The organism is Burkholderia sp. 4M9327F10, assembly GCF_005503145.1.
Lineage (GTDB): Bacteria > Pseudomonadota > Gammaproteobacteria > Burkholderiales > Burkholderiaceae > Paraburkholderia.
This window is the reverse complement of record NZ_SCNV01000002.1, coordinates 38,786-51,161: the sequence shown is the minus strand read 5'-3', so window position 1 is coordinate 51,161 and position 12,376 is coordinate 38,786. Positions and strand designations below refer to the sequence as shown.

At 62.7% G+C, this 12,376-nt stretch carries 8 protein-coding genes; 3 read left to right on the top strand and 5 right to left on the bottom strand.

Annotation, left to right across the window (positions count from 1 at the left end; genetic code table 11):
* Positions 1–33: 33 nt before the first annotated feature.
* The 4 genes from FFS45_RS02615 to FFS45_RS02600 all read right to left on the bottom strand — a co-directional run bounded on the left by FFS45_RS02615 (position 34) and on the right by FFS45_RS02600 (position 5,581).
* On the bottom strand, positions 34–1,341 hold the full coding sequence (locus FFS45_RS02615; RefSeq protein ID WP_249362557.1) for an MFS transporter: 1,308 nt from the start codon (positions 1,339–1,341) through the stop codon (positions 34–36).
* Positions 1,342–1,471: 130 nt separating this feature from the next.
* A complete protein-coding gene (locus tag FFS45_RS02610) occupies positions 1,472–2,467 on the bottom strand; it encodes a dihydrodipicolinate synthase family protein (protein WP_137953149.1) in 996 nt (331 codons plus the stop codon).
* A gap of 189 nt (positions 2,468–2,656) precedes the next feature.
* Positions 2,657–4,414, bottom strand: a complete 1,758-nt coding sequence (locus tag FFS45_RS02605; protein WP_137953148.1) for an IlvD/Edd family dehydratase — start codon at positions 4,412–4,414, stop codon at positions 2,657–2,659.
* Between the two features lie 255 nt (positions 4,415–4,669).
* Positions 4,670–5,581 (bottom strand): LysR family transcriptional regulator, encoded by a 912-nt coding sequence (locus tag FFS45_RS02600; RefSeq protein ID WP_137953147.1) that lies wholly within the window; start codon positions 5,579–5,581, stop codon positions 4,670–4,672.
* A gap of 126 nt (positions 5,582–5,707) precedes the next feature.
* On the opposite strand from FFS45_RS02600, the gene FFS45_RS02595 reads away from it, so the two are divergent.
* Positions 5,708–6,832, top strand: coding sequence for a mandelate racemase/muconate lactonizing enzyme family protein (locus FFS45_RS02595; RefSeq protein ID WP_137953146.1), 1,125 nt, complete (start codon positions 5,708–5,710; stop codon positions 6,830–6,832).
* 168 nt (positions 6,833–7,000) lie between these two features.
* Positions 7,001–7,420, top strand: a complete 420-nt coding sequence (locus tag FFS45_RS02590; RefSeq protein ID WP_137953145.1) for a type II toxin-antitoxin system HicB family antitoxin — start codon at positions 7,001–7,003, stop codon at positions 7,418–7,420.
* Between the two features lie 104 nt (positions 7,421–7,524).
* Here FFS45_RS02590 and FFS45_RS02585 read toward each other — a convergent pair whose 3' ends face one another.
* Positions 7,525–8,541 carry a DMT family transporter gene (locus FFS45_RS02585; RefSeq protein ID WP_137953144.1) on the bottom strand — a complete coding sequence of 339 codons (1,017 nt, stop codon included), beginning with the start codon at positions 8,539–8,541 and terminating at the stop codon, positions 7,525–7,527.
* Positions 8,542–9,166: 625 nt separating this feature from the next.
* On the opposite strand from FFS45_RS02585, the gene FFS45_RS02580 reads away from it, so the two are divergent.
* Positions 9,167–12,370: an efflux RND transporter permease subunit gene (locus tag FFS45_RS02580; protein ID WP_137953143.1), complete on the top strand. Its 3,204-nt coding sequence runs from the start codon at positions 9,167–9,169 to the stop codon at positions 12,368–12,370.
* The last annotated feature ends 6 nt before the right edge of the window (positions 12,371–12,376 follow it).

Below are 12,376 nucleotides of genomic sequence, written 5' to 3'. Positions count from 1 at the left end.
GCTATCGGCAGAGACGGCCGTCGCCGCGCCCCCTCACCGGTTGACCAGCCGCGCCGGAATGAAGGCGAGAATCAGCAGAGCCGACAACGTCAGCGTGCCGGCCACCACAAATAGCCCGGAAGACAGCGTGTGGGTATGCGTCTTCAACCAGCCGATCACGGCCGGGCTGATAAACCCCGCCAGATTGCCGGTGCAGTTGATCAGCGCGATCCCCGCGGCCGCACCGGTTCCAGCGAGGAAGGCGGTGGGCAGCGCCCAGAACATCGGCAGCGCGGTCACCACGCCGGCTGCGGCGAGCGTGAGACCCAGCATCGACAGTACGGCGCTATTGCCGTTCATCGCGCAGATCGTAAAGCCGCTTGCGGCGATCAGAGCCGGCAACGCGATATGCCAGCGCCGCTCGCGCGTGCGGTCCGCGTGACGACCGGCGAAAATCATCGAGAGCAGTGCCGCTGTATAGGGGATCGTTGTCAGCAGACCGATCGTGAGCGGGTCGTCGACGCCGGTGCCGCGAATGATGGTGGGCTGCCAGAAGCCAATTGCATACGAACCCATCACGATGCCGAACAGGATCAGGCAGAGCAGCCAGACCCGTGCCGAGGCGAACACAGCGCGCACCGAGCCATGCGTACGCACTGCGGCATCGGCGTCGATCTCCTCCTGAATCTGGCGTTTCTCGGCGGCGCTCAGCCATGCCGCGTCGGCGACGCGGTCGTCGAGATAGCGCAAGATTGCCACCCCGAGCAGGATCGAAGGCAGGGCCTCGACAAGAAACAGCCACTGCCAGCCGTCCAGTCCCCATCGGCCTTGCAGCGCATGCATGAGGTAGCCGGAGAGCGGGCCGCCCAGCAGCCCCGCAACCGGATTGCCGGCCATCAGCAGCGCCACCATCCTGCCGCGCCGGTGCGACGGAAACCAGTAGGTCAGATACAGGATCATGCCGGGGAAGAAGCCGGCTTCGGCCACCCCCAGCAGGAAGCGCACGGCGTAGAACTCGAGCGGCGTGCGGACCCATGCGTTGGCCATCGAGAGCAGCGCCCACGTAATCATGATGCGGGCAATCCAGCGCCGCGCGCCGAGGCGGTGCATCAGCAGATTGCTTGGCACTTCGAACAGAAAGTAGCCGATAAAGAAGAGACCCGCGCCCAGGCCATACGCCGCTTCGCTCAACTGCAGGCTATTGAGCATCTGCAGCTTGGCAAAGCCGACATTGACCCGGTCCAGATAGGCCGCCACATAGCCGATAAACAGCAGCGGCATGAAGCGCCATGCGACGCGCCGGAACAGCAGGTCGGCCGGGTTTGCCTCGAGCGTAGCGGAAAGCGAGGTGCGAATGAACAAGGTTGTCTCCTGGCCCGTCAGGCGGATTGTTGTAGGGAGCGCCGCGGGCGAATAGTGCGATTCGGTGCGATTCGGTGCGATTCTGGGTGTGCCGGGCGGCGCCGGACGCAAGCGCCGGCGCGCGGTGGGCTTAACAGCCGGTGGAGCCGACTTCGTCCACTTCGGGCTCGGCGAGCGATGCGGCCTCCGGCAGCGCGAAGCCGATATGCGCAAGCGACGCCTGCAGGTCCTGGCGCTGCGCGGCATCGAGTTCGACGAGCGGCGCCCGCATTCTGGCCCATCCTTCGTCGCCGGATTGCCAGGCGAGTGCGGCCTTCATTGCGGCAATCATCGGGAAGCGTTGAAATGCGGCACGGGTGGCGTCGAGCCGCTGCTGCCGGTCCGGGGCTTCGTCGTCTCGCCAATGCGAGGCGAGCTGGGCGATTGCCGTCGCATTGACGTTGCCGGTCGCGGTGATACATCCGGCGCCGCCGCCTCGCAGGGTTGCAAGCAGGAAGGTTTCGCTGCCGGCGAACACGTCGAAGCCGGGGGACTGGAACTCGCCCAATAGCGCAGCGGTGTGCTGCCAGTCGCCGGAACTGTCCTTGATACCCGCCACCACGCCGGGATAACGGCTGAGCAGCCGCTCGATCAGGCCGAAGCTGATGCCCACCTGAGCGACCGGCGGGATGTGATAGAGATAGACGCGCAAGCGTGCGTCGGCTACCGCATCGATCACCTGGGCGAAGCTGCGGAACAGGCCTTCGTCGCTCACGCTCTTGTAGTAGAACGGCGGCAGCATCAGCACGCCGGCGCAGCCGCTTTGCACGGCGTGGCGTGTGAGCTCGACCGCGTCCGGCAGTGCGCACGCTCCCGTGCCGGGCATCATGCGTGCGGCCGGCAGGCCCGCATCGAGCAGGGCGTCGAGCAGGCGGCGCTTCTCGTGCACGGCGAGCGAATTTGCTTCGGAGTTCGTGCCAAACGCCGCCAGCCCCACGCCCTGGCTGAGCAGCAGGCGGCAGTGTCTGACGAAGCGGCCCGTCGAGGGCGAGCCGTCCGCGTTGAACGGCGTCAGCACCGGCGCGAGGACGCCGTGCAGCGATGATGTATCTGGCCTGCCTGATAGGGCAGCGCTTGGAATGCTCATGGGGCCTGTCTCCTTCGAATGCCGTTTTGATTGGGTCACCGTTGTCTTGCTTGCAGGTGCCAATGCAGTATTGCGTGAGGGCAAACGGCGAAGAAGGGTGGCGCGCTAGCTTCAAACGTTAATTATTTTTGTGTCTGGCCCGGAGCGCAGGAGCGCAGGAGCGCCGCGGCGGCGGCACCCCGAAGCGTGTCAGGTCTTGGGGATCGTGCCGCGCACCTTGGCCGCACGGAGGAAATCGAAATCGACCCCTTGGTCCGCTTGCGTGACGGTCTGCAGAAACAGCTTCAGGTAACCGCGTTCCGCAGTCGGCGCATGGGGGGGTGCTTCCTGCGCCCGGCGCGCCAGCTCCTCGTCTGAAACCAGCAGGCTGATCTCGCGCTGCGCCACGCTCAGGCGGATCGAATCGCCGTTGCGCACATAGGCAAGGGGGCCACCAACCGAGGATTCCGGCGTGACGTGCAGCACGATGGTGCCGAACGCGGTGCCGCTCATGCGGCCATCGGAAATGCGCACCATGTCCTTGACGCCGGCGCGCGCCAGCTTCTTCGGAATCGGAATATAGCCGGCTTCGGGCATGCCGGGCGCGCCCTTGGGGCCGATGCTCTTGAGCACCAGAATGTCGTCGGCGCTCACGTCCAGATCGTCGGCGTCGATACGGCGCGCCAGATCCTCGGCGTTTTCGAACACCACCGCGCGGCCGGTGTGTTCCATCAATTTTGCGTCCGCAGCCGATTGCTTGATGATGGCGCCACCCGGGGCAAGATTGCCGCGCAACACGGCGATTCCACCTTGCGGATAAATCGGCCGGGTGAGCGGGCGCACGACATCCTGCGCAAATCCCGGGCCGGCCGCTTCGATCTCTTCGCCAAGCGTGCGGCCGGTGACCGTCAGTGCGTCCAGATGCAATAAGGGCTTGAGCTCGCGCAGCAAGGTGGCCATGCCGCCGGCCTTGTGAAAGTCCTCCATGTAGTGCTGGCCGGAGGGCTTCAGGTCGAGCAGCACCGGTGTCTCGCGCCCCATGCGGTCGAGTGCCTGCAGATCCACCTCGAAACCGAGGCGGCCGGCAATCGCGCTCAGATGCACGATGCCGTTGGTCGAGCCGCCTATTGCAAGCAGCACCCGCAGTGCATTCTCGAAGGCCTCGGCCGTCAGCACCTGGTCGATGGTGAGGCGCGAGCGGGCGATCCGCACGGCCTCGCCACCGGTCAGTTCGGCGATCCGCATGCGGTCGGCCGTGACAGCCGGCGGCGCCGCGCCGCCCGGCACGGTGATGCCGAGCGCTTCGGCAAGACACGCCATGGTGCTGGCCGTGCCCATCACCGAGCAGGTGCCCACGCTGGCCACGAGCTGATTGTTGACGGCGGAGACTTCCGCTTCGCTGATTTCCTCTGCGCGAAAGCGGCCCCAGTAGCGGCGGCAATCGGTGCAGGCGCCGACCCGCTCCGAGCGATGCGAGCCGGTCAGCATCGAACCGGTAATCAACTGGATGGCCGGAATGCCGGCCGACGCGGCGCCCATCAGCTGCGCCGGCACGGTCTTGTCGCAACCGCCGATCAGGACCACGGCGTCCATCGGCTGTGCGCGAATCATCTCCTCGGTGTCGATCGACATCAGGTTGCGCAGATACATGCTGGTGGGCTGCGAGAACGACTCGTGGATCGAGATGGTCGGGAATTCCATCGGCAAGCCGCCCGCCAGCATGACGCCGCGTTTGACCGCTTCGATCAGTTGCGGCGCGTTGCCGTGACAGGGGTTATACGCGCTGCCGGTATCGACGATGCCGATGACGGGGCGTTCGAGCGCGGCGTCGGTATAGCCCGCTCCCTTGATGAAGGCTTTGCGCAGGAACAGCGAGAAGCCGCTGTCGCCGTAGTGAGTTAAGCCTTTGCGCAGGCCGGTATCGGCAGGGGTGTCTTCGGACGGCGGGGAGGCAGGCTTGTCGGTCATGGCGTAGGCTCGATCGTGAAGGGGCGGGTGGGGCCGCTCAGGCATGCGCTGCCAGGGCGCCGGACGGGACCGGCTTGTCCTGCCCGGAACACGCACGCTATCGCATGTGCGGGAGCGGCAACAAGCAACTTTTGCTGTCTTAAGACACAAACAATATTGTGCTCCCGACTTGCGCCGCGAGGCTTGGCGATGCGCCGGGTAGTTTGGCGGGGTTGATGGTTTGCGGCTTATGGCTTGCGGCTTATGGCTTGCGGCTTATGACTTGCGGCGACCGGCGGGCTTGCCACTCGCCGAGCGCGACTCCAGCTCCAGCGCGCTTTTCAGAAACGCCTGCACCAGCCGCATACGTGCCGACGAACGGTTCCACAGCAGTCCCACCACGCGTTTCGGAAACGCATGGGGCAGCGGCCATTTGGCGAGCGAGAGGCCGGCAAAGCGTGTCATCTGCCAGTCCGGCACGAGCGACACGCCAAGCCCACGGTCGACCATCACCGCAATCGCATCGAGCCCGTCCAGTTCGCAGCGTTGATGAGGTTTGATGCCGTGCTGGCGCAAATAGCCGTCGGCCAGTTGTCCGCCCACCACGTTGCGGTCGTAGCGCAGGAACGGTTCGCGGCGCAGAACCTCGTGGACGTCGCGCACCTCCAGCGAAGCCGGCGCGAGCAGCACCAGAGGCTCTTCGCGAAACGTGTGCCAGTCGCAGCTTTTCGGCAGATCGAAGAGCGGCTGGACCAGCATCGCGGCGTCGAGATCGCCGCTCACAACCTTGCGGTACAGATCCGCCGAGGTGCCCGGTTCAAGATAGATGTCCATCTGTGGATGGCGCGCGAGCAGTTCCGACAACACGTCTGGAATCAGGCTCGTCATCATGGTCGGCGTGCCGCCCAGGCGCAGTTCGCCGGCCAGTTCGGCGGCGTCGTTCAGATCCGACCTGAGGTCGCGGATATCGTGCAGCACGGCGCGCGCCCGCTCGAGAATGCGCTCGCCGGCCTCGGTCGTGCCCACCGTGCGGCCGGAGCGCCGCACCAGCTTGGCGCCCAGTTCTTCTTCGAGCATCTTCACGCGCTGCGCCACCGCGGCAGGCGTCAGGTCGAGCCGGCGGGCGGCCTCCGCAATCGAGCCGAGCTCGACGACATAGACAAAGCTTTGCAGATAGCGCGAGTCCATCGAATAAAACTTTTATCTTTTGAAGAAGCCAAAGGATACTGTTTTTGACGTGTCGAGGCTATCACACTTCGTTCATGCCCGATCCGCGCGAGATGCGGACGGCGTCCAACAAGGAGGAGTGTTGATATGCCCAGAATAGAATCGGTTTCGGTGTGCAGCGCGAGCGTTCCGCTCGATCGCGTGACTTCGTTTGCGACCCGCACCGTGTCCACCCGTCACTATGGCCTCGTGAAGGTGCGTTCGAGCGATGGCGTGGAAGGAATCGGCTTTTGCTATGTCGGTAGTGCGGCAGGCGAGTTGCTGCGCGTCGCAGTCGAGCAATTGCTCGCCCCGGTGTTGATCGGAAAGGAGTCCTATGCGGTAGAAGGATTATGGCAGGCCATGTACCAGGAGGCGCTGCTGCACGGCCGGGCGGGCACGGTGATGCGGGCCATCAGCATTCTCGATACGGCCTTGTGGGACCTCAACGCGCGCACGCATGGCGTGCCGCTGCACAAGTATCTGGGTGCGAACGAACTCGAAACTGTGCCGGCCTACGCCAGCGGCGGCTACTACCTCGAAGGCAAGACGCCGGGCATGCTCGGCGAGGAAATGGCGCACTATGTCGAGCTTGGATTCAAGGCTGTGAAGATGAAGGGTGGCCGGCTCTCGCCGCGCGAAGAGGAGGCCCGCGTTAAAGCCGCGCGGGAGGCGATTGGTCCGGATATCGAACTGATGATCGACATCAACAACGGTTGGGCCGATGTCACCCAGGCGCTGCAGCACGTGCGCCGTTTCGAGCAGTTCGATCCGTACTTCATTGAAGAACCGTTTTCGCCTGACGACATCGACAATCACGCACGTCTTGCGAAACTGACGCGCGTGCCGGTTGCCACCGGCGAGATCGGCTATGGGCGCTGGTATCACAAGGAACTGCTCGACAAGGGCGGCGCGGCGATCCTGCAAACGGATGCGCTGGTGTGCGGCGGCATTACCGAGTGGCGGCGCATTGCGGCGACCGCGTCGAGCTATGGGGTGGTGATGTGTCCGCACTGGTTCCATGACGCGCATGCGCCGCTGGTGGCGGCGACGCCGAATGCGCGTTATGTGGAGTACTTCTGGGACGATCAGGTGCTTAACTTCCGTCGTCTGATCGACCGGCAGCTTGAGCACAGGAACGGCAGGATTGTGCTGCACCAGACACCGGGGCTGGGGTTCGGCTTCGATGAGCAGGCGGTGGCGAAGTATGGGAGGTGGAGCGAGGTTAGATAAGGTTCAGTCGAGTCGTAGCGGCGCCTCGCGATCAGAGCGGTTTTCGAAGTTGATTTTGATGTCCCTGGTTACGAAGGGAGTGGTGCAACAAATCTGTTGCGTCGCTCTTGCGGGGCACAACACAACTGTCGCATTATGGTCTTGACTTGTAAACGAGATCAAATAGCCATGCTGTCTTATCCTGTGAAATTGGAACTGGATACGAACAACACGTATCTGGTGACCTTCCCGGATATCCCCGAAGCCGTATCTGTCGGAGACGATGAAGACGAGGCACTGCTTAACGCGCTGGATGCACTGGAAAGCGCAATCGAGATCTACTTTGACGAGAGGCGGGAGATTCCTGCTCCCTCAAAGCCCAGGAAGGGACAGCCTGTCGTGACGTTGCCGGCACTCGTTGTTTCCAAGGTTCTGCTCGCCAATGAAATGATCCGTCAGGGCATCAGGAAGTCAGAACTTGCACGTCGTCTGGATGTTCATATGCCGCAGATCGACCGGTTGCTCGATCCGCGTCATTCGTCCCGGCTTGACGCCATGGAGGCGGCGTTTAACAAGCTCGGCAAGCGGTTGGAAGTATCCATCGTGTGAACCAAGGTCTGCAAAATGCGTCCCCGGAGCGCGTGAGCGTTGTCGGGGACTTTTTATTTGTAGCCGTGCGTTCGAAGGTGAGGAGTAAGGCTGGCCAATCGTCGTTACACCCGCGCCAGCTTCCGCGCCCGGCGCCGCAAATACAGATTGTTGAGCACCAGCGCCGTCCCCGTCATACACGCCCCCGCGATCTGAAACGGCGTGGCGACAACGCCGGCGAGAGCGGACGCGACAAAGGTTGTCATCGGCACGACATCCATAAAGAGCATGCCGTTCATCGGCGTCAGGATGCGGTTACCGAGGTTCCAGCTCAGGATACCGACGAAGCCTGCCCAAAGTCCCATATAAAGCAGATGCGGCACGATTGCCCCGAGTGCCGCGAGCCTTGGAACCGGCACCGCATGCACCGCGAACAATACCAGGTTCAGGCCGATGATGGTGGTAAGGCCGAGCCAGATCGTCATCGTCGTATAGCGCAACGGCGACCACTCCTTGAAGTACGTCGCGCCGAATGTGTAGACGACCCAGCACAGCGCACCCACGACGATCAGCGCATTGGCCGCATAGTGCTGGGGGGCATGCAACAGCCCGGCAATATCGCCTTGGGTGACGACAAGCGCGACGCCGCAAAATGACAGCAGGATGAACAGGAAGGAATAGAGCGGCGGCAACACGCGCCGCACAATGGAGTTGACCAGCAGGCCCAGCATGGGCTGCGTCGCCATCATGATCGACGCGGTCAGCGCACCGTCCCTGCCGGCCAGTTGCTGGCCGAGAAAGACGAGCGCGCCGAAACCGGCAAAGCCGATCGAACCGAGCAGCCACGCAAGCACGACCGGTTCGCCCTTCAGACTGAGGGCCGCCGTGCCCTCCCTGCGCTGCAACAGCACCAGAAATGCTGCCCCTGCGATCAGGTAACGCAGCGATGTGAAAGTGAACGGGTCAATGCGTGTGAGTGCGCTCGTCATGACCGGGAACATCAGGCCGAAAGAGACCGTCGCGATGAGGCAGAACATCAGGCCTTTCGCGTAGCCGCCGTACGCGGAGGCGAGCGGCGCCGGCGCTACCGTCGCGTCACGGCCAAGACTTAAGGAGGCAGGCGATTCGAGTGGCGTATTCATGAATGATCGTTCAAAAAATGGATGAAAAATGAGAGCGGGTATCTACATCGTCAGCGAATCGGGACGATTGCCTCACTCACTCAGAAGCCATTAAATTTTCGCTTGAATGTTCAAACTGAGGTTGACACGCGAACTCCCCCAGAGCGCTTCAGAGCCGTGGCGTGTGAAACACCGATGCTCCGCCATTCGTCCGAATATTATGACTGATCGTTCAAAAATACAAGGCGTGTTCGTAACCGGATAAGGAAGGCGCACACTTGTTTGATCGCGCAGCGGCGCATAACATGCACGCGGCGCAGGGTGGGAACACACCCGATGCGCGCCGGCAGGGGAAGCGGCTATGCTAATTGCGTATGACGGCTCGCCAGACACAGAATGAAAATCGCGTCCGGGGGTGTTTGAACTTACGTTTTCCTTCCTGACGGTTTTGCCATTTTGGCGTCATGCAGCCGTTGGTGCTAACGATCTAGCATAAGCCCAGATTTAACGTGGGACGGGCATCGCTTTCGCGATGCATGGTTATCTGCGCGGCTGCCGGTTCTGGCATTGCGTCCGCTAGCGTGGCGCGTACGTTCGCGTCACGGCGACTTCTCATCCTTTCCAGCATTTTTTCGGGCGCATTTCAATGTGGATTGTCAACGTTGCGCTAAAGCGGCCATACACGTTCATCGTGATGGCTATTCTGATTCTGCTGGCGACGCCATTTGTTCTGCTGACGACGCCGATCGACGTGCTGCCGGAAATCAACATTCCGGTCGTCAGTATCATCTGGACCTATACGGGTCTGTCGGCCGAAGACATGGCCAACCGGATCACCTCGGTCAATGAGCGCAGTTTGACCACCACGGTCAACGACATCGAGCACATCGAGTCGCAATCCCTCCAGGGCATCACGATCATCAAGCTGTTCCTGCAGCCGACGGCCAATATCCAGACCGCCATCGCGCAGACCGTCGCAGTCGAACAGGCGCAGTTGAAGCAGATGCCGCCAGGCGCAACGCCGCCGCTGGTGATCAGTTATTCGGCCTCCAGTATTCCGGTGATCCAGCTCGGGCTATCCAGTCCGAAACTCTCGGAGCAGGATCTCAACGACACCGCGCTTAACTTCCTGCGCCCGCAACTGGTGACGATCCCAGGGGCGGCTGTGCCATACCCTTACGGCGGCAAGTCACGCCTGATTTCGGTCGACCTCGACACGCGCGCGTTGCTCGCCAAGGGGATGACGCCGGCCGACGTCGTCAACGCCTTTAACGCGCAGAACCTGATTCTGCCGACCGGCACGGCCAAGATCGGCGCCAAGGAATACACCGTCAACATGAACGGCTCGCCGGCCACGGTGGCGGGCCTCAACGATATCCCCGTGCGCACGCTCAATGGCGCGACCACGTATCTGCGGGAGGTCGCGCACGTGCGTGACGGCTTCTCTCCGCAGACTAACGTGGTGCGTCAGGATGGCCACCGCGGCGTGCTGATGTCGGTGCTCAAGACGGGCAGCGCGTCGACGCTGGCGATCGTCAACTCGCTGCATGATCTGCTGCCTACCGCTCAGGCTGCGTTGCCGCCTGATCTGAAAATTACTGCGCTCTTCGATCAGTCGGTGTTCGTCAAGGCGGCGGTGCAGGGCGTGGTGCGAGAAGCCCTGATTGCGGCGGCACTGACTGCCGCCATGATTCTGCTGTTCCTCGGCAACTGGCGCAGCACCTGCATTATTGCGGTGTCGATTCCGCTGTCGATCCTGACCTCGCTGATTGTTTTGCACGCGTTGGGTCAGACCATCAACATCATGACGCTGGGCGGGCTCGCGCTCGCGGTCGGGATTCTGGTGGACGATGCGACGGTGACCATCGAGAACATCGAGCGGCATTTGCATATGGGCACCAACCTGCATGATGCGATTCTCGAAGGCGCCGGTGAAATCGCGGTGCCGGCGCTGGTCTCGACGCTGTGTATCTGTATCGTGTTCGTGCCGATGTTCTTCCTGACCGGGGTGGCGAAATTCCTGTTCGTGCCGCTCGCCGAAGCGGTGGTGTTCGCGATGCTGGCTTCGTACATCCTTTCGCGTACGCTGGTGCCGACGCTTGCCATGCTGCTGATGGGCCATGCGCACAAGCCGAAAGCGGGGAGCAAGCCGAATCCGTTCATGCGGATCTACCATCGCTTCGACCAGGGTTTCGAGCGCATGCGCGCCGCTTACATCGTGATCCTGAGCAGCGTGCTGGTGCGCCGTGGCGTGTTCGGCTCGGTGTTCCTCGGCTTTTGCGTGGTGTCGCTGGGCCTTGTGGTGGTGCTGGGCGAAGACTTCTTCCCGACCGTCGACGCAGGCGATATCCGCATGCACATGCGCGCGCCGACCGGTACGCGCATCGAGGAAACCGCGCGGCTCGCCGACGAGGTCGAAAAGGTCGTGCGCCAGGTGGTGCCGCAGAGAGAGCTGGTCACCATTCTCGACAACCTGGGATTGCCGTATAGCGGGATCAACCTATCCTATAGCAATGCCGGCACGATCGGCACGCTGGACGGCGAGATTCAGGTGGCGCTTAACGAGGATCACAAGCCTACCCAGGGCTACATCGACAAACTGCGGGCGATCTTGCCGCAACGCTTCCCGGGCGTGGAGTTTTTCTTCCAGCCGGCCGACATCGTGACGCAGATCCTGAACTTCGGATTGCCCGCGGCCATTGATGTGCAGATTGTCGGCAATGACCAGCAAGGCAACTTCGATGTGGCGCGCAAGCTCTACAAGCAGGTGAAACTGATTCCGGGCACGGTGGACACGCACATCCAGCAGAAGCTCGACGAGCCGGTGATCAATCTTCAGATGGATCGCACCCGTTTGCAGCAACTGAACCTCAACGCGAACAACGTGGCGCAGAACGTGCTGATTTCGCTGTCGGGCAGCTCGCAAACCGCGCCGAGCTTCTGGTTCAACAACAAGAACGGGGTCGAGTACAGCGTGGCGGTGCAGACGCCGCAGTATGACGTGTCGTCGATCGACCAGTTGTTGCGCACGCCGGTTTCGGCGGTTGCCAATGGGCCGACGCAACTGCTCGGCAACCTGGTGCAGGTCGCGCCGCAGAACCAGTTCGCCGTCGTCTCGCACTACAACATCCGGCCGGTGATCGACCTGTATGTAAGCGTTGAAGGGCGCGACCTCGGCAGCGTGGCGCGCCAGGTGAACAAGCTGGTGGATCAGGCCCGCGCAACCTTGCCGCGCGGCAGCCAGATCGTGGTGCGCGGCCAGGTGCAGACCATGCGCAGCTCGTTCTTCGGTCTGGGCGTGGGCGTGGCGATGGCGATCGTGCTGGTGTATCTGCTGATCGTCGTGAACTTTCAGTCGTGGGTCGATCCGCTCATCATCATCAGCGCATTGCCGGCGGCTTTGGCCGGGATCATGTGGATGCTGTTCCTCACCGGCACGCACCTGAGCGTGCCAGCGCTGACGGGCGCCATCATGACCATGGGCGTGGCGACCGCAAACAGTATTTTGATGGTGGCGTTCGCGCGCCAGCGGCTCGCCACCGGCGCACCGCCGTTGACCGCCGCGCTCGAAGCCGGGGCAAGCCGGATCAGGCCGGTACTGATGACCGCGTTTGCGATGATCATCGGCATGATCCCGATGGCGCTCGGTCTCGGCGAGGGGGCCGAGCAGAATGCGCCGCTTGGTCGTGCGGTGATCGGCGGCCTGTTGTTCGCCACGGTTTCCACGCTGTTTTTTGTGCCGCTGGTTTTTGCGGCGATCCATACGCGCCTCGCCCGCCGTAACGGTGGCGCGCATGGCGAGCAGGGCCCCGACGACGGCGGCAACGCCGGCGCTGGCAAGCACGCATAACGTTAA

Excerpts from the sequence above, each read along its gene's own strand:
- FFS45_RS02610 (WP_137953149.1), bottom strand. The coding sequence starts at position 2,467 with ATGAGCATTCCAAGCGCTGCCCTATCAGGCAGGCCAGATACATCATCG.
- FFS45_RS02600 (WP_137953147.1), bottom strand. The coding sequence starts at position 5,581 with ATGGACTCGCGCTATCTGCAAAGCTTTGTCTATGTCGTCGAGCTCGGC.
- FFS45_RS02580 (WP_137953143.1), top strand. The coding sequence starts at position 9,167 with ATGTGGATTGTCAACGTTGCGCTAAAGCGGCCATACACGTTCATCGTG.
- FFS45_RS02585 (WP_137953144.1), bottom strand. The coding sequence starts at position 8,541 with ATGAATACGCCACTCGAATCGCCTGCCTCCTTAAGTCTTGGCCGTGAC.
- FFS45_RS02590 (WP_137953145.1), top strand. The coding sequence starts at position 7,001 with ATGCTGTCTTATCCTGTGAAATTGGAACTGGATACGAACAACACGTAT.
- FFS45_RS02605 (WP_137953148.1), bottom strand. The coding sequence starts at position 4,414 with ATGACCGACAAGCCTGCCTCCCCGCCGTCCGAAGACACCCCTGCCGAT.
- FFS45_RS02595 (WP_137953146.1), top strand. The coding sequence starts at position 5,708 with ATGCCCAGAATAGAATCGGTTTCGGTGTGCAGCGCGAGCGTTCCGCTC.